19 protein-coding genes are annotated in these 25016 nt (G+C 33.9%); 8 read left to right on the forward strand and 11 right to left on the reverse strand.

What is annotated here, in order from left to right; all coding sequences use genetic code 11:
- Positions 1-75 precede the first annotated feature (75 nt).
- The 7 genes from Q0912_RS16740 to Q0912_RS16770 all read left to right on the forward strand — a co-directional run bounded on the left by Q0912_RS16740 (position 76) and on the right by Q0912_RS16770 (position 12201).
- Positions 76-2916, forward strand: coding sequence for a T9SS type A sorting domain-containing protein (locus tag Q0912_RS16740; RefSeq protein WP_299117260.1), 2841 nt, complete (start codon positions 76-78; stop codon positions 2914-2916).
- A gap of 196 nt (positions 2917-3112) precedes the next feature.
- Positions 3113-7105, forward strand: coding sequence for a GEVED domain-containing protein (locus tag Q0912_RS16745; RefSeq protein WP_299117262.1), 3993 nt, complete (start codon positions 3113-3115; stop codon positions 7103-7105).
- Between the two features lie 173 nt (positions 7106-7278).
- Positions 7279-8280 (forward strand): glycosyltransferase, encoded by a 1002-nt coding sequence (locus tag Q0912_RS16750; protein ID WP_299117264.1) that lies wholly within the window; start codon positions 7279-7281, stop codon positions 8278-8280.
- Between the two features lie 94 nt (positions 8281-8374).
- On the forward strand, positions 8375-9244 hold the full coding sequence (locus Q0912_RS16755; RefSeq protein WP_299117265.1) for a CdaR family protein: 870 nt from the start codon (positions 8375-8377) through the stop codon (positions 9242-9244).
- A gap of 1 nt (position 9245) precedes the next feature.
- Entirely contained in the window at positions 9246-9833 is a 588-nt protein-coding gene (coaE, locus tag Q0912_RS16760) for a dephospho-CoA kinase (protein ID WP_299117266.1), read from the forward strand.
- Between the two features lie 70 nt (positions 9834-9903).
- Positions 9904-11478, forward strand: coding sequence for a HAMP domain-containing sensor histidine kinase (locus Q0912_RS16765; RefSeq protein WP_299117268.1), 1575 nt, complete (start codon positions 9904-9906; stop codon positions 11476-11478).
- A gap of 9 nt (positions 11479-11487) precedes the next feature.
- On the forward strand, positions 11488-12201 hold the full coding sequence (locus tag Q0912_RS16770) for a response regulator transcription factor (RefSeq protein ID WP_299117270.1): 714 nt from the start codon (positions 11488-11490) through the stop codon (positions 12199-12201).
- A gap of 37 nt (positions 12202-12238) precedes the next feature.
- Here the strand turns inward: Q0912_RS16770 and miaA are convergent, their stop codons facing one another.
- The 9 genes from miaA to Q0912_RS16815 form a co-directional block, all read right to left on the reverse strand.
- A complete protein-coding gene (gene miaA, locus Q0912_RS16775; RefSeq protein WP_299117272.1) occupies positions 12239-13183 on the reverse strand; it encodes a tRNA (adenosine(37)-N6)-dimethylallyltransferase MiaA in 945 nt (314 codons plus the stop codon).
- Positions 13134-14003 (reverse strand): ion transporter, encoded by an 870-nt coding sequence (locus tag Q0912_RS16780; protein ID WP_299117274.1) that lies wholly within the window; start codon positions 14001-14003, stop codon positions 13134-13136. Before Q0912_RS16780 ends, miaA begins: the two co-directional genes overlap by 50 nt.
- Before the next feature lie 24 nt (positions 14004-14027).
- A complete protein-coding gene (locus tag Q0912_RS16785) occupies positions 14028-15971 on the reverse strand; it encodes a DUF3857 domain-containing protein (protein ID WP_299117276.1) in 1944 nt (647 codons plus the stop codon).
- Complete coding sequence (locus Q0912_RS16790; protein ID WP_299117327.1) at positions 15968-17338, reverse strand: exonuclease domain-containing protein; 1371 nt, start codon at positions 17336-17338, stop codon at positions 15968-15970. Before Q0912_RS16790 ends, Q0912_RS16785 begins: the two co-directional genes overlap by 4 nt.
- A gap of 16 nt (positions 17339-17354) precedes the next feature.
- Positions 17355-18017: a YggS family pyridoxal phosphate-dependent enzyme gene (locus Q0912_RS16795; RefSeq protein WP_299117278.1), complete on the reverse strand. Its 663-nt coding sequence runs from the start codon at positions 18015-18017 to the stop codon at positions 17355-17357.
- Positions 18007-19245 carry a DUF1015 domain-containing protein gene (locus Q0912_RS16800; protein WP_299117279.1) on the reverse strand — a complete coding sequence of 413 codons (1239 nt, stop codon included), beginning with the start codon at positions 19243-19245 and terminating at the stop codon, positions 18007-18009. The genes Q0912_RS16795 and Q0912_RS16800 overlap by 11 nt, the downstream gene beginning before the upstream one ends.
- A 1-nt stretch (position 19246) precedes the next feature.
- The gene (locus Q0912_RS16805) at positions 19247-19882 is read right to left on the reverse strand and encodes a M23 family metallopeptidase (RefSeq protein WP_299117280.1); all 636 of its coding nucleotides are present in this window, start codon (positions 19880-19882) and stop codon (positions 19247-19249) included.
- On the reverse strand, positions 19875-20762 hold the full coding sequence (locus Q0912_RS16810) for a 3-hydroxybutyryl-CoA dehydrogenase (RefSeq protein ID WP_299117281.1): 888 nt from the start codon (positions 20760-20762) through the stop codon (positions 19875-19877). Before Q0912_RS16810 ends, Q0912_RS16805 begins: the two co-directional genes overlap by 8 nt.
- A gap of 92 nt (positions 20763-20854) precedes the next feature.
- Positions 20855-21814: a Gfo/Idh/MocA family oxidoreductase gene (locus tag Q0912_RS16815; protein ID WP_299117282.1), complete on the reverse strand. Its 960-nt coding sequence runs from the start codon at positions 21812-21814 to the stop codon at positions 20855-20857.
- Positions 21815-21957: 143 nt separating this feature from the next.
- On the opposite strand from Q0912_RS16815, the gene Q0912_RS16820 reads away from it, so the two are divergent.
- The gene (locus Q0912_RS16820; RefSeq protein ID WP_299117284.1) at positions 21958-22599 is read left to right on the forward strand and encodes a protein-L-isoaspartate(D-aspartate) O-methyltransferase; all 642 of its coding nucleotides are present in this window, start codon (positions 21958-21960) and stop codon (positions 22597-22599) included.
- On the opposite strand, the gene Q0912_RS16825 is transcribed toward Q0912_RS16820, so the two are convergent.
- Both Q0912_RS16825 and Q0912_RS16830 read right to left on the reverse strand, forming a co-directional pair.
- Entirely contained in the window at positions 22596-24440 is a 1845-nt protein-coding gene (locus tag Q0912_RS16825; protein ID WP_299117286.1) for a Xaa-Pro dipeptidyl-peptidase, read from the reverse strand. The genes Q0912_RS16820 and Q0912_RS16825 overlap by 4 nt on opposite strands.
- A 56-nt stretch (positions 24441-24496) precedes the next feature.
- On the reverse strand, positions 24497-25015 hold the full coding sequence (locus Q0912_RS16830; RefSeq protein ID WP_299117288.1) for a hypothetical protein: 519 nt from the start codon (positions 25013-25015) through the stop codon (positions 24497-24499).
- Between the last annotated feature and the right edge of the window lies 1 nt (position 25016).

Genomic DNA, 25016 nt, shown 5'->3' on the forward strand with positions numbered 1-25016 from the left:
TCGATTTAAATTTATGATTTTCATTGATTCTAAAAGAATTAACATATTTTTAAATACTAACTTAAAACATTTTTTATGAAAAAAATTACATTATTGCTTGCGATTATTGCTTTTTGTTTGCAGTCTAATGCGCAATTAAATGAAGGTTTTGATGCAACTACAATCCCTATAGATTGGACAGAGACCATATTAACAGGTACGGGTAATGACTGGGTTTTTGGTGCAACTCAGAACCAAAACAATTCAGTTACTCCTAGAACAGGTGCTGGTATGGCATATTATTTTGAAGGGAGTTATGATAACGAAACAAATAGACTTGAAACTCCATCTCAAGATTTAACAAGTTTTACTACGCCTGTATTGACGTTTTATTACACCCAGAATGATTGGGGTGGTGACCAAGATGAATTAAGTATTTGGTATAAAGATTCTGCAGGTGGTACTTGGACTTTAATAGAGGAGTATACTTCTTCTATATCATCATGGACAGAAGTTAATATTATCTTACCTAATCCTAGTGCTGATTACTACATAGGTTTTCAAGGAAAAGCCTTTTGGGGTAGGGGAATTACAATTGATGATGCTTCCATAGGCGAGGCACCAAGTTGTCTTCCTCCAGGAAACTTAAGTATTGAAATAACATCTACATCTACTGCTACACTGAATTGGACGGCTACTGGATCAGAAACAGATTTTACTTATGAATATGGTGCTACTGGTTATGTTCAGGGAACTGGGCAAATAGGAGGTGCACAAGTTTTGGGTATGAGTTCAGCCGATATCACTGGTTTAACACCAGGTACTGATTATGATTTTTACGTTCAAAGTAATTGCGGTGGTGATGGGGATAGTACATATGCAGGACCATTTACATGGACACAGCCAGATACAGGGCAATCTTGTGGTACTGCTTATGTAGCAAACTTAGAAGCTGATTGTGGTACCGCAACACCAATATCATTAGATTTTACAGGCGCACCTAGTAATATTGCAACAAGTTGCGATACTTTTAACAATTATGGCTTATGGGCAACTGTAACGACAGATGCAGCTGGAGGTTTAACTGTAAATGCTTCTGCAGCTGTAGATATGGCTGTTTTTGATATGTGTGGTGGAACTGATATCGGATGTTACGATGCTGGTATAGATCCCTCTGTTGATATTGTTTTATCACCAAATACTCAGTATTATTTATATTTTTGGCAAGAAGGTACAGGCTCAACAGCGATGGTAGATGTTTGTATTTCTTCATATACTCCATCTCCAGCACCTAACTGTGCTGAAGCACCAATAGTACCAGCAGATGCAGCAACAGATATTGCTCTCACAGCGGGTGATCTTAATATAAGTTGGACCGCCCCATCTTCTGGCCCTGCACCAACGGATTATGAAGTGTTCTTTGGAGAAACTTCAGGAGCACTAGTATCTTTAGGCTTACTTGGTTCTACAGATACAAATGTCGATATTACTGGTTTAGACTTCAGTACAACATATTACTGGAGTGTGGTGCCTTATAATGATGTTACACCAGCAGCAGGACCTTGTGCTGAGTGGAGTTTTACAACAGAAGGAGCACCTCTTGGTTTTGATTGTAGTAACCCTATAGTAGTTGGTGCTTTACCATATAATACTACAGATAATACAGTTAATTATGGAGATGTTTATGATGGGGTTCCAGGGACTAATTGTTCTGCTAATAATTATCTTAGCGGCGATGATGTTGTTTATTCCTATACTGCAGGAATAGATGGATCAATTAGTATAGATTTAACGGCTATAGGTGATACATATGCAGGTATTTTTGTATACGCTGATTGTGCGGATATTGGTACAACGTGTTTAGCAGGAGATGTTAATGCAAATGCAACTGATGATTTATCAATTGGTGATTTTGTTGTTACAAATGGCACTACATATTATATTGTAATTTCTACTTGGACTGCACCTCAAAGTACAGCATATACATTAGATATTACTGAGAATACTTGTACTAATGCTACAGTAGCTTATACTGTTGTAGACGACTGTGCAGTTTCTGGAGGATTTAATATAGAAGTTGATATTACTGATATGGGTTCTGCAACTGATATTACAGTTACTGATGACCAAGGTAGTGCTGCACAAACAACCATGAGTGCTACTACACTTACATTTGGTCCCTACGTTAATGCAACAGATGTAGTAATTACTGTATCGGACGATAATGATGTTAATTGTGTTCAAAGTAGTGGTGTATTAACTCAGGTTGCTTGCCCTCCAGATAATGTAGATTGTGGTACCGCTGAAGCTGTAACATTAGGTATTAATGAAGCCGGTCCTCAGGTAACAGGTACTAATGTAGGAGCAGGTGATTCTGGTGTGCCAGACCCAAGTTGTAATAATTTTTATGAAGGATCAGATCTTTGGTATAGTTTCACAACACCTGATAATATGGATGAACTTACCATTGATATTGCGTCTTCAGGTTTTTCTTCTACAATTGCGGTGCTATACGATAATTGTACTGACTTAAATGAGGTCGATTGTGACGTTCAGTTTACAAGTGCGCCAACTATAGTTTTCTCAGGTCTATCTTCTAGTACTACTTATTACTTAAGGCTTTATGATTTTAGCGGTGATGATTTTGGACCTATAAGTTTCAATATAAGCGCTACTACCTCATTGAGTATTGACGATGTAGAAGATGCATCGGCTTTTACATACTATCCAAATCCAGTAAAAAACAAGTTAACATTAAATGCTCAAAATACTATTGAGAATGTAACGATGTATAATATGCTAGGTCAAGAAGTATTAATAGTAACACCTAATAATGTAGATAGCGAGTTAGATATGTCTAGCTTACAAGGAGGTACTTATTTTGTTAAAGTAACTATTGCTAATACAACTAAAACCATAAGGGTGATTAAGCAATAAATTTTAACTTATTTATTTTAAAAAAGCCGCTAATACTAGCGGCTTTTTTAATTGTATACAATCACCTTTAAACTTAAATGCTAATAAATCACCTTTAATCGTTATTTTTCGTTTTTGGTCGATTTAGATTTGTGATGGGATTATTTTAGAGATAATTAACATATTTTTATAGAATTACTAACTTAATATATTTTTTATGAAAAAAATTACATTATTATGCTTTGTCATGTTGGCTTTTTGCTGGCAAGGCTATGCGCAACTTGTTTCTGATGATACTTGTACTACAAGTTTTACAGATATCAGTGGCACTGGTACAGATTTAGCTTTGGCTGATGACGGTGAGGCTAACATTACTTTATCTTTTGCTTTTGAATTAGACGGTGTATCATCATCAGACCTACGTGTTGGTAATAATGGTGGTGTATTATTTAATGCAACTACAGGTGATGTAGGTACAGGGTCATCTCCAACAGCTCAAGGGTTTTATCCTTTAGCTACAGATATAGGTGGAGGTCCTGGTGCCGTATATTGGGAAGAAACTGGAGTAGCTCCGAACCGTATTTTAGTAGTACAATGGAATGATAGACCGCATTATGACTCTGCTGCATTTGATGTAACCCCAGGTGGCGGTACGTTTCAATTACTCTTATACGAAACAACTAACGAAATTAGATTTATTTATGAAGATTTAATTTTTGATGACCCCACTTATGATAATGGTGTAACAGCAGGTGTTCATGTAATTGGTGCTAATGGTACCTATACATACTCACTGGAATCTTCTCTTGCAGGTGTATCTTGCGTTGAATGGAATGCACCTTCTTGTCCTTTTCCTTCAAATTTAACAGCAACAAGCATTACTTCAGATAGTGCTGTTTTAGGTTGGACAGAAACAGGTTCTGCAACTTCATGGAATATAGAAGTTGTAGATGTGGATGCAAATCCTCCAGGAAGTTCTACAGGAGTACCTACACAATCAGGTGTAACAAATCCTTATATGCAAATGAGTTTAACATCAAATACTGCTTATGAATTTTACGTACAAGCAGTTTGTGGTGGTGATACTAGCCAATGGGTAGGACCATTCGCATTTGCAACAGAATGTCTATCATTTACACCAGATTATAGTGCAGATATGAGTGTAAATGTACCTGACTGTTGGGAACAGGCTGGTAGTGGAACTCCAGCTACAGGACCTTCAGATCTTGGTGAGAGTCTTTGGGTTGCGAGTAACCATGATGGAACACCAAGTAATAGAATAAATTTATTTTTTGATAATAGAGAAGATTGGATTATCTCCCCTGTATTTGATTTATCAGCAGCAGCGGCAAGTGAGCTTGTAGTTTACGTTGCTTTAACAGAAGCAGCGACAAGTGGTTCAGGTGCTGATTTAGGTTCAGATGATTTAGTAGCTTTATTAATGACTACTGACGGTGGAGCAAATTGGACGACTATGCAATCTTGGGTTCAAGGTAATGTACCTACAGATGTAGGAGAGCAAATAATATATGATTTATCAGCAGTAACAGGAGATGTACAATTTGCTTTTTATGGAAGTGATGGACCAGTAAATGATGCTGAAGATATTTATTTCCATGTAAGTCAATTTACCGTGAGAGAATCTCCTACGAATGCTCCAGATTGTCCTGCAAATGTAGTAGGTACTCCAGATGCTGGTTGTGGTAATTTTGCAAACGATATATCTTGGATGGCTAGTACAGGTGCAGATGGTTATAACATTACCATCGGAACAACATCGGGAGGTAACGATATTGAAGATAATACAGATTTGGGTGATGTTACTAGCTATTCTTTTGAAGGCTCAGCTAACACAACTTACTATTATACTGTAACAGCATACAATGGTTTTGGAAGCTCGACTGGTTGTACAGAACAAGATTTTACTACAGCAGTTGACCCTTGTTATTGTATACCTCCAAGTACAAGTACTAATACAACAACATTAATAGATGATGTTACAACTACTGGCGCAATATCAAATTTATCTAATACAGGTACAGGTTTATCAACTGACAGGTATGGGGATTTTACTGCTACTAATTCTGTAACAAGTTTTGCAGATGGTACGTTTGATTTTTCTGTAGAAATAGAAGGTGGAACTGTAGGTTGCGCAATTTGGGTAGATTGGAATAATGATTTTACTTTTGATCCTGCTACTGAAGTTGTATTTACTACTACCGCATATGGTAATGGTCCTTTTACAGGTACAATTGCTGTTCCTAACGCTACACCAAATGGTGATTATACTATGCGTATAATGATAGATTGGAACGATCCAGGACCAGATGATGATGCTTGTGCATATGAGGCAGAAAGAGGCGAAACAGAAGATTATACATTAACTGTTACTGATGCCCCTGCGGATGCATTAGATTTTTATAACTTACAATTCCCTGGAACAGCAACAATAACAACAGGAGATTCTCAACTTGTTTATGCGCAAGCTTATGAAGCGGGCTTAACTGATCAAGGTAGTGCTACTGCCTCACCTGGTATAGAGGTTTGGATAGGCTATAGTGATATGGATACAGATCCTTCAGGAGCAGGCTGGACATGGGTAACTGCTGTACCAAATCCAGGTTATGATTTTACAAATAATAATAACGATGAGTATCAATTAGACCTTGGTGCTGAAATTGTGCTACCTGGAACATATTATTATGCTTCTAGATTTAGACTTAATGGAGCCACTTTTACTTATGGTGGTTTTGATTCTGGCGGTGGTGACGGAGATTGGGATGGTACAAATGATGTTAATGGTGTTTTAACTATAGACCCAATTGCTAATGATGATTGTGCAGGAGCTATTACTGTAACTCTTGGAGTTGGTACATGCGGTCCTGATGTTACGGGTAATAATACTACGGCTACTGATTCTGGGGTAGCACAAGCAGCTTGCGCTACAGCAACATATTCTGGTGGTGATTTATGGTATACATTTACACTTGGTGCAATGGATACTCAAGTTGATTATACTAGAAGTGCTTCAGCATTTTCTACAACACAGGTTGAGTTATACAGTGGAACTTGTGGAGCTTTAGTTGAAGTGGATTGTACAACATCTGCTAGTGCTTCTTTTACTGGTTTAACAGGTGGTACTACTTACTACATGAGAGTTTACGATTGGGGTAATGATAATTTTGGTGATGTAACCTTCTGTTTAGGTACACCTCCTGCTTGTTTTGAACCAACAGGTTTAGATGCGTCATTTGCTCCACCAACTTCTGCAACACTTTCTTGGGTTGCACCAACTAGTGGTCCAGCACCTACAGGTTATAACTGGGAAGTAGTTCCAGCTGGAAATGGACAAGGAGTTGGAGTAGTTTCTAGTGGAAGTACTGCAAACTTAACTGATACAGCTACAGGTTTGACGGCAGATACATTATATGATTTATATGTACAGTCAGATTGTGGTGGTGGAGATTTAAGTGCATGGGCAGGACCATTTACTTTCAATGCAGGGCATTGTATTCCTTCAGGTACAAGTACTTCGACATTTATAGACAACTTTAGTACTTCTAACGCTGATGGTATGAATATTTCTAACTTAGCTTCAGGTCTTTCTGCTACTAATTACGGGAATAACTATGATACAATGACGGTTAGCGGAGCAGCTGATGGTTCATTTGATTTTAACGTAGAAATAGTTTCTGGTACAGTTGGATGTGCAGTATGGGTAGATTGGAACAATGATTTTGTTTTTGATGTGTCTGAAGTATCTTTTAGTACTACAGCTTATGGTAATGGGCCTTTTACAGGTACAGTGACTATACCAAACGGAACTCCAAATGGGGATTATAGAATGCGAGTAATGATTGACTGGAATGATCCAGAGCCAGGTGATGATGATGCTTGTGGTTTTGGCTCAGGTAGAGGAGAAGTTGAGGATTATAAGGTTACTGTAGATTCTACTTTATCTAATCCTGATTTAGAGGATGCATCTGCATTTACTTATTTCCCTAACCCAGTTAAAAATACATTAACGTTAAATGCTCAAAATACTATTGAGAATGTAACTATGTATAATATGCTAGGCCAAGAAGTATTAAGAGCTACACCTAATAATGTAGACAGCGAGTTAGATATGTCTAGCTTACAAGGAGGTACTTACTTTGTTAAAGTAACTATTGCTAATATTACTAAAACAATAAGGGTAATCAAGCAGTAAGTTATAAGTTATAAACTTTTAAAAGCCGCTAGTAATAGCGGCTTTTTTTTGCTTATTTATTTTATTATTATATATAAAAATATTTCTTATAGACCATCTAAAATGATACTATAAGTACAATCAAGTAGTGATGTTATAATATTTTGTGTTTGGTTTACTTACCTTTGTAAGGTATGAAGACTATTTCTTTTTCATTTATTATTCCTGTATATAATAGGCCTCACGAGATTAAGGAACTTTTAGAAAGTTTTTGCCAATTAAAAGGAGGTCATACCTATGAAATTGTAATTGTGGAAGACGGTTCTACCGAAACGTCAGAAGCGATAGTTAATACCTATAAACAGCAACTTAACCTATCATATTACTATAAGCCTAATTCTGGTCCAGGCGACTCTAGGAATTTTGGAATGCAGAAAGCAAAAGGAAACTACTTTATTATATTAGATTCTGATGTTATTTTGCCATCACAGTATTTAAACAAAGTCAAAACGTTTTTAGATGATACATATTATGACTGCTTTGGTGGCCCTGATGCAGCACATTCGTCGTTTAATAATCTTCAAAAAGCTATTAATTTTGCAATGACTTCTTTTATTACTACTGGAGGGATAAGAGGTGGTGATAAACAGCTTGAAGACTTTCAACCAAGAAGCTTCAACATGGGGTTATCACAAAATGCATTTTTAGACTCTGGAGGATTTGGGAAAATTCACCCAGGTGAAGACCCAGATCTATCATTAAGATTACAAAAACTAGGCTATAAAACTACATTGATGAGAGAAGCTTATGTTTTTCACAAGCGCCGTATTTCTTGGTCTAAGTTTTACAAGCAAGTATATAAGTTTGGGAAAGTAAGGCCTATAATAAATCAATGGCATCCTGATTCTAAAAGTTTGGTTTATTGGTTTCCTTCATTGTTTAGCTTAGGACTATTAACCTCTATTGTATTATTTATATTCAATATCATATGGCCGTTATATTTATATGGCTTATATTTTTTTATAGCCTTTATTTTAGCGTTGTTTTCCACTGTTAATTTAGTAGTTGCTATAAAAGCTGTGTTTGCTATTATCGTACAATTTTTTGGTTATGGTTATGGATTTTTAAAATCTACTTTTAATTTAGCTGTGTTACGCAAGCAACCAAAGGAAGCGTTTCCGGATTTATTCTTTTAAATTATAGATGAACCCAAAGAAAAAGTTAAACATATCAAGCTATTTAAAGAAAAAAAACGTTAAGCGTTTTAGTTTGTTCGTTGTTATAGCCTTCATGTTCTTAATTTTTTCAAAGCTCTCAAATGATTATAAGCAAACCATTCTACTTAAGGTAAATTTAACGAATGTAGAAGATGAAATTATACTACAAGATGACTCTTCATTTGTTATGGAAGCTTATATAAAAGCCAAGGGTTTTGCATTAGTTCCCTTCATTTTTAAGAATTATAAGACTATTGTTTTAGATGCTAAGACAGATGTTGTTACAAAGCCAGAACATTATATTTTTGATGTAGATAAGCATAAATATCTTATAGAATTACAGTTGGGATCATCATACAAGGTAGTTTCTTTAAAACCCGATTCATTGGTGATATCATATTCAAAAAGGGCTTCAAAATATATTCCGATAGATTTGATGACGGATATAGATTTTGCTTCAGGGTTTGATATTCTAGATGGATATTCGTTGAGTACAGATAGTGTTAAGATTGTGGGGTCATTAGACCAGATAAGTAAAATTAAATCAATTGTTACCCAAAAGCTGACCTTACGACAAGTTAATAAGGATATTAATAAAAGTGTAAAGCTTAAGCTATATGAAGGTTTAGATGTTTTTCCTAAAGCTGTAAATGTAGAAGCAAAAGTAAGGCGGTTTACCGAAGGTAAAATCGAAATTCCAATTACAATAAAGAACAAACCTTCTAACACAGTGATCAATTATTTTCCCAAAACTGTTACTGTATTGTATTATGTAGATTTAGACCATTACAATTCCATAAACATCTCAGATTTTAGTATTGAATGTGATTATACAGCTATTGAAGAAAATCAATCATATATTATCCCCAAAATCACAAAAAAACCCGAATTCGTTAAACGAATAAGTGTGAAACAAAAAAGGATAGATTTTATAAAATTATAAGATGCTGGTAGTAGGATTAACAGGAGGTATAGGTAGTGGTAAAACTACTGTAGGTGAGTATTTTAAATCTTATAGCATACCTGTATATATAGCTGATAAAGAAGCAAAAGCGTTGATGAACCGTTCTAAAGTCATAAAACGTAAGCTCATTAAATTGTTTGGTCAATCTGCTTATGAAGATGGAAACTTGAATAGACCTTACTTAGCTTCAAAAATTTTTTCTGACAAATCTCTACTCTCAAAAATGAATGCTATTGTACATCCCAAGGTGGCATCACATTTTAAGCGTTGGCTAAAAAAGCAAGATGCGCCATATGTACTTAAGGAAGCTGCAATTATTTTTGAAAATAATTTAGAACATCAATACGATTATATTATTACTGTTGTCGCTGATAAAGAATTAAGGGTTACTCGTGTTATGAAACGCGATGATACATCAATAGAGAAGGTAAAATCCATCATGAGTAATCAATTGTCTGATGAAGAAAAAATTAAAAAATCAGACTTTACGATTATTAACAACGATTTACAAGCGACAAAACAACAAGTTGAAGAGATTCACTATGCGTTACTTCAAAAAATAAAATAACATACAAGCCTTTTGTTAATGTAAGGTTAAACATAATTTGTGCTAAATGTTAAAATGTTAAATTTGACTGATGGGCAAAAAGCTATTCATCTTATTGGTGGTATTAATGAGTCTATCGCTCATTGGTATAATATTTGTGCAATCATTTTTTATAAATAATAGTTTAGAAAATGAGGAAAAGAATTTTACGTTAAGTGTTACGAGAGCACTCAGTTTTGTCTCTAGGGATATTGAGGAGTTTGAAATTAAGAGGTATCACGGTTTAATTCAGCCTTTTATTGCTAATAATAGAGAACCCGATTCTACTATAATTAGTCAATTATATATTACCACTGAAGATGATGTAAATGACGAAACCATAATTCATAGGAATACGGTTTTAGAGGAACGCTTTAAGGTGCCCTCATTGTTCTTTGAAATTGATGCAGACAGCATAGATATTAGTAGTTTTACTAACGAGCGTGTTACTGAATACTATAGTAAGTCTAGATTGGATGGGAGTGAATTTGGTATTAAACCACAACGACAAATGGTAGAATTTTCCAAATTACCAGTCATAGAAAAACAAATTTACGAATCCTCTTTTAAAACATTATTAAAAAGTGTACCAATACATAAGAGGGTTTCTGCTTTACATGTAAAAGTTTTATTAGAACGTGAATTGCGTAGTGAAGGAGTAGATTTAAATTTCGAATATGCCATATATGATGATGATTTAGCTACAAAAATACAAACGCTTAATTTTAGTAAAAATCCTGAAACTACCGTTGGTATTCCAGTGTTTTTAGATAATAATAATGAAAGTAATTACACATTATATGTAGATTTTCCAGGTAGGAAAAAGTATTTAATATCCTCAATATTACCGATGGTAGCATTGTCAATTGTTTTTACAAGCATAATTATTTTAGCATTTTCTAGTGCGATACACCAATTGATAAAACAACGTAAAATATCTCAGATAAAAACCGATTTTATCAACAATATGACCCATGAGTTTAAAACACCTATTGCAACTATAAATTTGGCACTAGATGCAATTAAAAACCCTAAAATCATCAATGACCAGGATAAGGTGAAGCGTTATTTAGGTATGATTAAGGATGAAAACAAACGCATGCATGCCCAGGTAGAGAATGTATTACGAATTTCTAAATTAGAGAAAAACGAATTAAATATAAGTAAGGAACGTATTAAGTTGCACGACTTAATTGAAGATGCGATTACGCATGTAAAATTGATAGTTGAGGATAGAAAAGGTTACGTACAAACACAATTAAATGCTGCAAAGTCATCAGTTTTGGCAAACGAAACACATTTTACAAATGTGGTCGTAAATATATTAGATAATGCCATCAAGTATTCAGATGATGCACCAGAGATTGATGTATCTACTGAAAATGTAGGTAATAGTATTATACTCAAAATTGCCGATAAAGGTAATGGGATGAGTAAACAAGTTGCTAAACGTGTGTTCGAAAAATTTTATAGAGAACATACAGGTAATGTACATAATGTAAAAGGTCATGGGCTAGGTTTAGCTTATGTTAAACGAATAGTAGATGACCATCAAGGTTATATATCTGTAGAAAGTGAAAAAGGAAAAGGCAGTACTTTTATTATAAAGTTGCCGTTAATATCATAAAAACGAATTATGGAAGAACAAAACAAGAAAATTCTTTTGGTAGAAGACGATCCAAATTTCGGAACAGTCTTAAAAGATTATTTAATGATGAACGATTACGAAGTTGTCCATGCCAAGAATGGAATGGAAGGTTTTGAGAAGTTCAAAAAAGACGATTACGATCTTTGCATTTTGGATGTAATGATGCCATATAAAGATGGATTTACGTTGGCAAAAGAAATCCGTGAAAAAAACACAGATGTACCAATTATTTTTTTAACTGCTAAGGCAATGAAAGAAGATGTGCTTAAAGGTTATAAAGTTGGTGCTGACGATTATCTCAATAAACCATTTGATAGTGAAGTCTTGTTAATGAAAATAAAGGCTATCATGCAGCGTAAAGCTACAGATAGTGTAGCCGATAGTAAACAATTTGAATTTAAAATTGGACGTTTTGATTTAAATTCCAAGCTTCGTTTTTTAAAGTTAGATGGAGGTGAACCAACAAAATTATCACCAAAAGAAAATGAATTGTTACGTTTATTAGCATTACACGAAAATGATTTAATGCCTAGAGAACTGGCGTTAACAAAAATTTGGAGAGATGATAATTATTTTACATCTCGTAGTATGGATGTGTACATCGCTAAGCTTCGTAAATACTTAAAACCAGACCCTAAAGTAGAGATATTAAATATTCATGGAGAAGGATTTAGGTTGGTTATAAATAATAAAAGCAACTAATCATAATATAAAATCCGGCTTTTAAGTCGGATTTTTTTTATAGCTGTTTTTCAATAAAAAGAATAACTTCGCTGATATCTATTTTATAATCAAACCATTTTATAGCATCATCTTTTTTAAACCAAGTGAGTTGTCGCTTAGCAAAACGCCTTGTATTCTTTTTTATTTCAGAAATGGCAAACTCTAAGGTATAATTCCCTTCTAAGTAGTTAAATAGCTCTTTATACCCAACAGTATTTAAAGCGTTTAAGTGTCTATAAGGAAATAAACGTTTAGCCTCTTTAAGTAAACCGCATTCAACCATATTATCTACACGTTGGTTAATTCTATCGTAGATAATAGAACGCTCGGCATCTAAACCTATAGTTATAGTTTTAAAATTTCGGATTTTTTCAGTATTGGTTAAAAATGAAGAATAAGGTTTGCCAGTGCCTATGGAAATTTCCAAAGCTCTTATAAGACGCTGAGGATTGTCAATTGCAATAGTATTATGAGCTTTTGGATCTAAGGATTTTAATTGCTGTTGTAAAAGCTTTAGTCCTTCAGATTTTAGTCTATCATTGAGTACAGTTCTAATTGTAGCATCTATTTTTGGAAAATAATCTAAACCTTTAACCACAGCTTTTTCGTATAAACCAGAGCCTCCAACCATTATGGCAATGGAGTTAGATTTATGAATTGTAGAAATTAGGGAAATTGCGTCGTGCTCAAAATCGCCAACACTATAGAGATCCTCTATTGATTTATGCTGAATAAAATGATGTTTTGCGGCTTTCAGTTCTTCTTTTGTGGGTACAGCAGTACCAATATTCATTTCTTTATAAAACTGGCGTGAATCAGCTGAAATAATTTCAGAGTTAAAGTGCTGCGCCAATTTAATGGCTAGGGTTGTTTTACCAATAGCAGTAGGACCAACAATAGAAATAAGTATATTAGTCATGGTGTAACTTGCATCCACATTTATGGCAAAATTCTGCATCATCCTGATGTTTTTCTGCCAGACAGTTTACACAACATTGCGTATTAAGTGCCACAGTTTCTAATTGTTCAAATTTTTTATCAGAAAGGTTATCACTATCACCCGAAGCTTTTGCGTATTCAGCAGACACAATACCAGTTGGGACAGCAATTATACCATAACCTAAAATCATAACTATAGAAGCAATAAATTGCCCTAAAGGTGTTTGAGGAGCTATATCTCCATAACCTACAGTAGTTAATGTTACTATGCACCAGTATACACTTTTCGGAATATTTGTAAACCCATTTTCTTCTCCTTCAACGATATACATTATAGTACCTAATATTATGGAAAGAATGACAACAGCAAATAAGAAAACCGATATTTTTGCTCTACTAGCTCTAAGTGCTAAAACTAAATTATTTGAAGCTCCAAGGTACCTGGCTAATTTTAAAATTCTAAATACTCTTAATAATCGTAGCGCTCTTAATGCTACTAAATGATGACCTGACAAAAATATTAGAGATAGATATTTTGGGATTGTTGATAATAAATCTATGATTCCGTAAAAACTGGTAATATATTTTAATGGCTTTTTTACTGTTACTACTCTTAGAATATATTCTATTGTGAATAAAATAGTAATTACCCATTCAGAAACATTGAGAAAGTCATGGTACTTTATATCAAAGCTACTGATACTTTCTAGCATAACCAGAATAATACTTACAAGTATAGCTATGAGAAGAATAACATCGAATAGTTTTCCTGCTGGAGTATCAGCTTCATAAATAATTTCATGAAGTTTAGTTCGCCAGTTATGTTTATTTATTTCTTCCACGTTTTAAAAATACAAAAAGTAATACTATTCTTTTTCTAATACTATTACGGTATTGTTTTGCGTTTCTACTATTTGACTCATAAAACTTTTAAGATAGTCATAAAATTGAGGAGCGTAAATAGCATGATCAAACTTTATTCTAAAGTAAAGTGTAAGTTGATTGTCCTGTTGTTTCACGTTAAATATAAATGCCCCTGAATTATTAGGTAACTTTTGGTTAATGTCTTTAGGAATATTTATTGCGCTCAAGTTTTCTCCTAAATCTAACTTCATAGCGTAAGTATATATATCTTTATAACCAAAGTCTATGGGATAAGTACGCTCTTGTAACTTAAAGGGGTTTTCCTTAAAAAATTTGAATACGAATGGGTTTAAATAAATCTTATTACCAATAGTCTCAGGCTCCATAGCAATTTCTATGGTTTCTTGAAAATTGTATGCATTCTCATTAAAGTTTGAAATATCGTGATTTTTAATTGTTATGTTAGGATTAGCGTTGACTTTCTGTTCTAAATAAGCTTGAGGGCTCTCACTGCAAATACGTTTCAAATTATGAGAATGATAGCCTGTAAATTTACTATCTATAGCGCCTAGAAAAATATCGTCTGTAAATGTCATATTTACTTTATGGTGTCTTAACGAATGTTTTTTTACTATAATGTTTTCCCAATAACTTCCGTTTTCAAAATCAATTAACCTTCCATATTGGTTGAGGCATCTAAAGGGTAATTCACCAAAGGGTATGTAGGGCTCTGTAGCGTCTAAATAATAATCTGTTCCAGCGATAGTGGTTTTAAGAATTACATAATTAAAATCTGTCAATACAGGGAAAATTTTAGTTGGTAATCCGTTATTTCGTGTAGATATAAGAATTGGATATACGCTATAACCTTCACTACTAAGTAAATTCTCAAGAAGGAGATTAATTTCAAATACACTTCCAACTTTTTCTTTTAACAATTGTTTTATTGATACATCGTAACGTTCATATTTTCCATTCCATCTATAATTATCTGTTACAAATTGCCGTATAGCTTTTGCTTTAGTCAATTTGTCTTTCTCGGATTGTATGTCATTTGGAAGGATATTTTTTACCAGACTCTTTTTACTTATCTGTTTACCAAAATCAGAATCCGTCTTTAATTCTTTATCTACAAAGTCCCAAGTCTTGGTTATTTTGTCTACACTACCATCAAAACCTCTAATAACACTCAATTCGTATTCAATTCTTGCTGTGTAATTTAATGGAGTAGTTGTAAATCCTTCAGGTTTATATGCAGGTATATCTGTCATTACGTATTTTGCCATAGCACAATTTGCGGCTGATGTTCCATTAATAACTATACAATCTTTCTCTACCCAATGGTCATTTGTTTTAAGGGGAATAGTCCCTACTAATTCTATATGATATTCATAGTTACCAGGAATACTCGTGTTATATTCACTATATATCACTGGGTCTGAGCCTTGAAAATACCAAGGTTGAAATTTAGCCATAAAACGCGATTGAGTTTCATAGCTATATGTAATGACACTTCCCACTTTAACCTTAGGTAGTACAAACTTAACCAAGGTATAATTTTCATTTTCTTCTTCGAATATTGCTGAAGGTTTTAAAACGTCTTTTACTATTTTGTTGTTTTCTAAATTATAGGTAGCTCCTTTAATATTTTTAATTTTTTCTTTTGAAGACTTCCCTTTATAAAGTCTTACTTCAATTTCGCCATGTTCAATACCTTCTGTTTTCAAAATTTTAATTTTTCTTTCCACTTGGACCCTTAGCCAAAATGTTTTTTCATCTACAAAGCTTTTACCATAATCATAGATGATCAAAGCATTTGCAGTGGAGTCTTTAGAATAGTAATTCGATTCCAAATCACTTTTTGAAACAGGCATAGCTACATTATAGCTTTGTGAAAAAGAAAAAAATGAAATAGTTAGTATTAAAAGGCTAAGGTTTAATTTCATTGGTCTAGAAGTTCTAAAACTTTTAATTTCTTATGACGTCGCATATAACTTTGAATGATATGCTGAGTGTCTCTATTGTTCTGCATTGGTGTAATAAGTGAAGCTAAAATTTCCCGGTTGTTTATCTGGTGGTTTAAATCAAAAAAGCCTAAGCCTTTAAAAATTCCATTTTCAATTAAGAATACACTTTTTTCATCCACATCTCGACCTCTGTCAATGATAAGCATATTTTTATTTTCGTAACTATATTTAGCTATTAGAGAATTAACACGTTTATTATAATTTTCTGAAGACTCTTCATTAATACATGCACCAAAGCATTCTTTTACACCATAATTAAAACAGCTTGTTTTAGTGGTATACAAGCCTGTTAATTTTTGACATAAACCATAATCTTCAACGACTTTAGACATAAAATGCTTTCCACTTGCTCTTGTGCTAAACGTTGTTATAGGTTGTTTGTCGCCATAAGCTTTATCTATTTTTAGATTGATATAACCGTTTTTATCTGTAAAATTATACAGCGCATGTGTGAAAATAGTTCTTCGCAAGGCACGATTAAAAATAGGCTTATTCTTTTTAACTTCTTCACTTTCTTTTAGTAGTGCAGCAAGTTCGCTACCAGTTTTTTCGTAAGTGACTGCGCTTACTAAAGCTTGGATTTTTTTAGACTTAGAACTTGTACCTGTAAAATGCTGTGTTATACGTTTTTTTATGTTGTTGCTTTTGCCAATGTATATAATTTCGCCTTTATCATTATGTATATAATATACACCTGTTACGGATGGTAATTCTTCAATAATCTCTTTTAGATTAGAAGAAAGCTTAGACTTCTTTTCAATTTTAACAGCGTTCTTAATAATGACTTTCTCTAAATCTTTATTTAGCAGCATTTTAAATAATTTCACAGTGGCCATAGCATCGCCATTTGCTCTGTGTCTATCACTTACAGGAATCCCTAGAGCACGAGTAAGTTTACCTAAGCTATAAGATTCCATGTCTGGAATAAGTTGTTGAGACAATTCTACGGTACAGAGTGTCTTGCGCTTAAAAGGAAAGCCCAAACGTTTAAACTCTGTTTTAAGAATACGATAATCAAAAGACGAATTATGCGCAACAATAATACAATCTTCGGTTATCTCTACAATGCGTTTTGCAACTTCGTAGAACTTAGGAGCATTCTTTAGCATGTTTGAATTAATACCAGTAAGATTAACAACAAAGGGTTGAATCTCACGCTCTGGATTTACCAAAGAAATAAACTGATCTGTAATCTTATGACCATCAAATCTATAAATGGCTATTTCGGTGATACCTTCTTCGTTATACTTACCACCAGTGGTTTCTATGTCTAGTATTGCGTAAATGCTATTATCGCTTTTTTTAGTTTGTGTAATTTCTAGCGCCAAAGATACTACTTCCGACTCTAATCATAGTACTGCCACATTCAATAGCTAATTGGTAATCTCCACTCATGCCCATTGATATAGTTAATAGGTTTGGGTTTAATGTTTTAAGTTTTTCAGAAGTAGACCTTAGATAATCAAACTCATTTTTAACTTGTTTCATATTACTAGTGAATGTTGCCATTCCCATTAAACCTACAACATGTATGTTTTTTAACTCAGAAAACTCATCAGACTGAAGTAGTGTAGAGGCTTCATCTGCTGACATACCAAATTTACTTTCCTCATCAGCAATCTTAATTTGTAGTAAACAGTTTATAATTCTATCATGTTTTTTTGCTTGCTTGTTAATTTCTTTTAATAGTTTAAAACTGTCCACACCATGAATTAAGTTTACGAATTCAGCCATGTATTTTACTTTGTTTCGCTGAACATGACCAATCATATGCCATTGAATATCTTTAGGCATTTGCTCATGTTTCTCAACCATTTCCTGGATTTTATTCTCACCAAAAATACGTTGCCCTGCATTATAAGCTTCCATTAAATCGCTTACAGGTTTTGTTTTTGAAACTGCAACTAGAGTTACATTTTCTGGGATGCTTGATTTTATGCTTCTAAGATTTTTACTAATACTCATAAATCGTAATTGCGCTTCTTAGTTTTGGTAAAATATAAGTACTTTTAGGTGGCATTTTTAAGCCCTCATCTGCAATTTGCTTCATTTGTTTCACATTAGAAGGGCACATACCAAATCCAACCATAAATTTACCACTATCTACACTACTTTTAATAGTAATCATTTCGTGTTGTCCATTAACGTATTCTATGCGATCATCATTTCGTAAGTCATCTATACCTAATATGGGTTGGAGGATAGTTTTGTAGAGCAATTGTGCATCTAACTCATCTAAAGCTGTTTTAAATTGGTAATTGGTTTTTCGTAAATATAAGGAGTAGAATTCACCATCTAAATACATGCTAAAGTGGTGAGGTTTAGAGGGATTGTATGGCATCAGCCCTCTATTTTCTATGCGGTAATTTTCATCCAATTTTATTAGAAACTCTTCTTTAGTTAAGCCATTTAAATCTCTAATCAAACGATTAAACTCATGAATTACCAAATCAGATTCAGGGATAAGGTATGACATAAAAAAATTATAAGATTCTTCACCATTATGGTTGAGGTTCTTTTCTTTTTCGTCTTTATATAAAAGATATGAAGATGAAGAGCGGTGATGGCCATCTGCTATATAGATGGTTTCCATTTGACCAAACTCTTTTTGAATAGTTGTAATGGTATCTTCATTATCAATTTTCCAGAGATAATGAGTATCTCTATAGGTCATGGTAAATTCAAATTCGGCATATCCTTTTTGAGTTTCCTTTATGATTTCAGAAATTATAGTATTATCAGGGTAGGTGAGTAATACAGGCTCTGCGTTAAATCCTACAGTTTTAAGATAGGTCTTAAATGTTTGTTCTCTTTTTGCCAGAGTGTCTTCGTGCTTTTTAATAACATCCTTCTCATAATCTTCTGCACTTGTCGTTGCTATAATACCATTAAATTCCTGACCATGTCTGTTTACAATTTTATAAACATAAAAGCTTGGTTTCTTGTCCTGTACAAAAACTCCATCTTCTTTAAACTCTAAATATCTGTTTTTTACCAGTTTGTAACGCTCTTTTCCTGTTACTTCCTGAGCATATTTATAACCAGGATTTACAATATGAAGAAAGCTATATGGGTTATAATCCATACGCGACTCACGCTCGTCAACCGTATAGCTTTGGTATGGACGTGCAGCCACTAGCCCAACAATGGCTCTCGTAGGCCTTACAGCTTTAAAAGGTTTTACTATAGCCAATTTAGTTTCTGTTTTTAGTTATAAATTTAGTGGGATTTAAATAACCTGTAGTGTTCATTGAATAGCCGCTACCAATATCCAAACCTACTGAATCTCTTATTTCTAGATGAAGGTGAGCAAAATATGTTCCTTCACAATTTCCAATAGTTGCAATTTTATCTCCTTTACCAATAAAGTTATTTTGTTTTACGATAATGGAGTCACAATGAGCATATAGTGATTCATAAAGCATTCCATTATATAAATGTACTATTCTAACCACATTTCCCCAACCGCCTTTATAATCTTTTGCTTCGCTAATATAACCATTAGCAATAGCATATATAGGATCGCCTAAATCCGAATTTCCACCACCAATTCCATTCCAGTCATCACCTAAGTGATTATTTTCTTGAAACTTCTGTGCGTTGTAATAGCCATTGGCATCTGGTCTCCCAACTGGAAAATCGAAACCATATGAAATATAAGATGAATCTTGTGAAATAAGTTTCTTATAATCTATAACTTGATTAGTCTTAACTTCTGAATTAGAGTTTACCTCGATAGTAACACTATTATTTACGTCGCTTTTAGTATGATGTTTACAAGAAAATATACTAATCAAAACTAAAACAATAATATAATCTTTTCTAAACAAATTGCTTAGCAACTTTTTCAGCTTTTCTACTTTCAGAATAATCATAGAATCCCTCTCCAGATTTTACTCCCAATTTACCAGCTCTCACCATATTTACCAATAAAGGGCATGGTGCATATTTTGGGTTTTTAAATCCATCGTACATAACATTGAGAATAGACAAGCATACATCTAATCCGATAAAGTCAGCGAGTTGTAATGGTCCCATAGGATGTGCCATTCCTAATTTCATCACAGTATCTATTTCTTGCACACCTGCAACACCATTATAAAGTGTTTCTATAGACTCATTAAGCATTGGCATTAAAATACGATTAGCTACAAAACCAGGATAATCATTTACCTCTGTTGGTACTTTACCTAAAGTTTTAGATAACTCCATAATAGTTTTAGTGACTTCATCACTAGTATTATATCCGCGAATAATTTCTACCAGCTTCATTATTGGTACAGGGTTCATAAAGTGCATTCCGATAACTTTTTCTGGTCGAGATGTTACTGCTGCAATTTGCGTAATAGAAATGGATGATGTATTTGTAGCCAAAATAGTATCCTTATCACAAACGTCATCTAGTTGCTTAAAAATATTTAGTTTTAAATTTATATTTTCAGTTGCAGCTTCAACGACCAAGTCTGCATTTTTTACTCCAGATATTGTATTGGTAAATGTTTCAATGTTACCAAGAGTTTCAGACTTGTCTGCTTCAGTGATTTTTTCTTTAGCAACCATACGATCTAAATTCTTAGCAATGGTATCCATACCGCTTTTTAACGAGGTTTCGCTAATATCTATTAGTTTAACATTAAATCCAGATTGAGCAAAAGTGTGGGCAATTCCGTTTCCCATTGTTCCTGCTCCGATTACTGCTATATTTTTCATCAAAAATTTTATTTTTTGCTCTTGCGAAAACAAGAGTTTGTTAATTTATATTTTTAGTAGGATTCAAAAGATTTCCACGGAAGTGGAAAAGTTTAAAATTGATTAATAATCATTGTTGCTACGCGTAATGCCTCTGTACCATCATGCAAAGTAACAATAGGTTTTGTGTTACTGTTAATAGCTTCTGCAAAGGTTTCTAATTCATCTAAAATAGCGTTGTTATTTTCAATTTCAGGATTATCAAAATAGATTTGTTTTTTTACGCCTTCAGCATTCTGTAGAATCATATCAAAATCACCAGGATTTTCTGGTGCATCTTTCATTTTTACTACTTCACATTTCTTTTCTAAAAAATCTACTGAGATATAGGCATCTTTTTGAAAGAAACGGGTTTTACGCATGTTTTTCAATGAGATACGACTTGCTGTTAAATTAGCAACACATCCGTTTTTAAATTCGATTCGCGCATTGGCAATATCTGGAGTTTCACTAACTACCGAAACTCCGCTAGCTGAGATATGCTTAACAGGCGACTTTACAACACTAAGGATAATATCTATGTCATGAATCATTAAATCTAAAACTACTGGCACATCTGTACCTCGAGGATTAAATTCTGCTAAGCGATGCGTTTCAATAAACATTGGGTTTTCAATCTTATCCTTAACTCCAATAAATGCCGGATTAAAACGCTCAACGTGTCCAACCTGGCCTTTTACGCCATGTTCGGCTACAAGAGTTCTTATAGTTTCTGCTTCTTCAACAGTATTAGTAATAGGTTTTTCTATAAAAATATGCTTTCCTTTTTTAATGGCTTTTTTGGCACAATCATAATGTGAAAGGGTAGGGGTTACAATATCAACAACATCAACAGCATCTATTAAAGCATCAATAGAATCGTAATATGTATAGCCAAATTCTTCAACGACGCGTTTTGCATTTTCTGGATCAGCGTCGTAAAAGCCAACAAGCTCATATTTGGCAGATTGATTGAGTAATCTAAGATGAATTTTACCGAGGTGACCAGCACCAAGAACACCAGCTTTTAGCATATTTTTCTGTTTTTAACAAAAATAGGCGTTTTGATTCAAAAATTTGAAAAAGACATTATAAAATACTGAGAAATCAATAAACAAAATTTGAGATTGGAATTTGCTTTTCTTTGCGTTAATTTAGCATGAAACTAAACTAAGATTTGAAAGATACTTTTAAGCATCAAGGTATGCGTCAGCAACTAGTTGACACTCTGGTAAAAAAGGGAATTAAAGATGAGGCTGTTCTAAAAGCCATAGGTAAAATTCCCAGGCATCTTTTTATGGATTCAGGATTTATAGACCATGCATATGTAGATAAAGCTTTTCCTATTGCAGCAGATCAAACTATTTCTCAGCCATACACTGTAGCTTTTCAATCAGAATTATTACAAATAAAGCCTCAGGATAAAGTCCTTGAAATAGGAACAGGGAGTGGTTATCAATGTGCTATTTTAATTGAGCTTGGAGCCAAAGTATATAGCATAGAACGTCAACAAGAGTTATTTAAAAAAACATCAAAATTTTTACCAAAAATAGGTTACAGAGCTAAGAAACTTATCTTTGGGGACGGTTATAAAGGTTTGCCTGAAGAAGCTCCTTTTGACAGCATTATTGTTACAGCAGGAGCACCATTTGTGCCTAATCCACTTTTAAGTCAATTAAAAGTAGGTGGGAGATTAGTTATTCCTGTAGGAGATGACATTCAGGTTATGACTTTATTTATAAGGAAAGGGCCTAAAGAATTTGAAAAACACGAGTTTGGCGAATTTCGATTTGTGCCTTTGCTTGAGGATAAAAACTAATTCGTTAACTTCTTATAAGCTTCTTCACCACCAACAACAGGAAGCATTAACTGTGTTTTATCCAACTCTATAGTAAGCTGTGTGCCAGCTTTTGGATGAATAGTATATTCTTGATCACTTGAAAATATCATCAATCCAATTTGTTGACCAGTCTTAATGATTTGATCATCTGGTTGTAACTCAAAACTTATAGTATACGAACGTCCAGGGACCAAATCTTCTTCATTAGTCAGTGATTTATAGTTCTTAGGGTCTGCCCAACCTCTTGTAATAATATTATCTGTGATTTTTACATCACTACCTTCTTGCCATGGAAGTGATACCAACCAAACCGAAAGATTAGCTGCTTTCTTATTACTTGATAAAGTAATACTCATTTTTGGAATACCCGAAATATGAAGCTCACCTTTTAATTTTGGTGTTACATACAACAATCTGTTTTTTGAGCTTTCAGCTTTAGCTAAATCCTTACCAGAAAAAGATACATCATCGATTAAGGTTTCATTAGTTTTATCACCTTTACCTAGGGTTAGTCCACCTTTATCTGTCCCACCCGAACCTAGATGTAAAATAACATCTTGTGCATCTGGATTTGGGTAGTCTAAATATGCTGTAGGTTGTTGCCTATCGTCATTTTCTCTTACGATATATGCTTTATTTTTTTCTTTATCGACACCATTGTCAATACCATGCAAATATTTAGTAAACCACTTATTCATCATAGAAGTTGGTGGTGGTCCACCATGGCCATTTTGATGATAGTATATTTGGTGTGGGAGTCCTTGTTCTTTAGCAGCTTTATAAATACGGTAACTGTGCTCTGGCATAACATTCCAATCATTAAAACCATGAGACATTAATAATGCAGCTTTCATATTATCCATTTGATTGAGATAATCACGACCTGCCCACCAATCATTGTAGTCACCAGTTTGCCTATCCATATTATTCATCATCTCCGTATCTCTTACCACTTTATTGTTATGCACACGTTTATCTTCATCTCCACTGTGTACAAAATCGTAAAGTACGTCAATATCTTCACCTAAATAACCACCAGGTGAACGTACTAAACCATTAGAACGGTAATAATGATAGTATGACGTATTTGGTGCAATTGGTATAATGACTTCTAAACCTTCAACACCTGTTGTAGCTGCTGCTAATGGTAAAGTTCCATTATAAGAGGTACCTGTCATACCTACTTTACCTGTAGACCAATATGCTTTTACTTCTTCGTTGCCCTTACGTTCGGTATAACCTTTTGCTCTGCCACATAACCAATCAATAACTGCTTTTGGTGCCAAGGACTCATTTTTTCCACCTATGGTTGGTGCCCCATCTGAAAACCCTGTTCCAGGTGATGAAGAATGCACAACAATATAACCTCTAGGTACCCATTTCTTTAAATGCGAATATGAAATCATTGGCCGTTGTGCAGCACGACGTTTTACTTCTGGATGTACACGTTCTTTAGATTTACCACCAAGCTCGCGTTTAACGTCCCACATAATCCCTGGTGCATCTCCTGCTACTCCTGCAAAGTAAGGACTAGTCACATAGATAACAGGTAGTTTTAAGTCTTGCGTTTCTGTTTGCTCGGGTCTGGTTACTGAGACATGCATACGGTCTAGCTCACCGTCACCATCAGTATCAAATTCGGTTTCTACCCATAAATCGTGATGTATCCATTTTTTTACATCATTAAAGCCTTCTACGATTTGTGCTTCTCCATCTTTAAAAACAGGTGTTGCTTTTTCTATGCTGTTTTGCGCATAACTAAGAATTGAAAATACTAATGCTAATGTTAAAATTGAATTTGACTTGAATGAAATTGACATGTGATGTTTTTTATAAAAGTAAAAGCCTATAGTATCTCTAGGCTTCAATATGAGTTTTAATTTTTTGGTAAATATTCTTTTGGAATAGGGTTGTCTTTAGATTCCTGCATCCAATAAATATTGATAACCCACCAACGTTTGCCATCATTCATCAATTGAATACTATTAATACCACGCATAAAAGGTTCCTTGTCATCTTTATTTTTAAAGGATTCATAGGTACTAAAGACTTGGGTAATATTACCAAAGGTTTGGGTTTTTCTATTAATTTCTACCTCATGAAAACCATTTTCGTATAACCATTTCCCTGAAGATTTGATATAGTCATCAGGTGTCATATAACGCGCTATATGTTTACCTTCTTTAGTTTTACCTGTTGGAATTAACTTAGCATTCTCATGAAATAGATATCTAAATAATTCCCAATTGCGCTCTACACCAGCATCACCTGAAATGACTGAATATAAAGTTTCTAGAGTGCTATCTAATGTGGCGACTTGTTTAGAATAGTCTTTGGTTGCTTGAGCATTAATAGTTAAGCTTGCCAGAAGTAGGATATAAAATAGTTTTTTCATT

This window comes from uncultured Winogradskyella sp. (genome assembly GCF_947498345.1).
GTDB lineage: Bacteria > Bacteroidota > Bacteroidia > Flavobacteriales > Flavobacteriaceae > Winogradskyella.

Coding starts and splice junctions, on each gene's coding strand:
- Q0912_RS16740 (WP_299117260.1), top strand. CDS start 76: ATGAAAAAAATTACATTATTGCTTGCGATTATTGCTTTTTGTTTGCAG.
- Q0912_RS16745 (WP_299117262.1), top strand. CDS start 3,113: ATGAAAAAAATTACATTATTATGCTTTGTCATGTTGGCTTTTTGCTGG.
- Q0912_RS16750 (WP_299117264.1), top strand. CDS start 7,279: ATGAAGACTATTTCTTTTTCATTTATTATTCCTGTATATAATAGGCCT.
- Q0912_RS16755 (WP_299117265.1), top strand. CDS start 8,375: ATGTTCTTAATTTTTTCAAAGCTCTCAAATGATTATAAGCAAACCATT.
- coaE (WP_299117266.1), top strand. CDS start 9,246: ATGCTGGTAGTAGGATTAACAGGAGGTATAGGTAGTGGTAAAACTACT.
- Q0912_RS16765 (WP_299117268.1), top strand. CDS start 9,904: ATGGGCAAAAAGCTATTCATCTTATTGGTGGTATTAATGAGTCTATCG.
- Q0912_RS16770 (WP_299117270.1), top strand. CDS start 11,488: ATGGAAGAACAAAACAAGAAAATTCTTTTGGTAGAAGACGATCCAAAT.
- miaA (WP_299117272.1), bottom strand. CDS start 13,183: ATGATGCAGAATTTTGCCATAAATGTGGATGCAAGTTACACCATGACT.
- Q0912_RS16785 (WP_299117276.1), bottom strand. CDS start 15,971: ATGAAATTAAACCTTAGCCTTTTAATACTAACTATTTCATTTTTTTCT.
- Q0912_RS16795 (WP_299117278.1), bottom strand. CDS start 18,017: ATGAGTATTAGTAAAAATCTTAGAAGCATAAAATCAAGCATCCCAGAA.
- Q0912_RS16810 (WP_299117281.1), bottom strand. CDS start 20,762: ATGAAAAATATAGCAGTAATCGGAGCAGGAACAATGGGAAACGGAATT.
- Q0912_RS16815 (WP_299117282.1), bottom strand. CDS start 21,814: ATGCTAAAAGCTGGTGTTCTTGGTGCTGGTCACCTCGGTAAAATTCAT.
- Q0912_RS16825 (WP_299117286.1), bottom strand. CDS start 24,440: ATGTCAATTTCATTCAAGTCAAATTCAATTTTAACATTAGCATTAGTA.
- Q0912_RS16830 (WP_299117288.1), bottom strand. CDS start 25,015: ATGAAAAAACTATTTTATATCCTACTTCTGGCAAGCTTAACTATTAAT.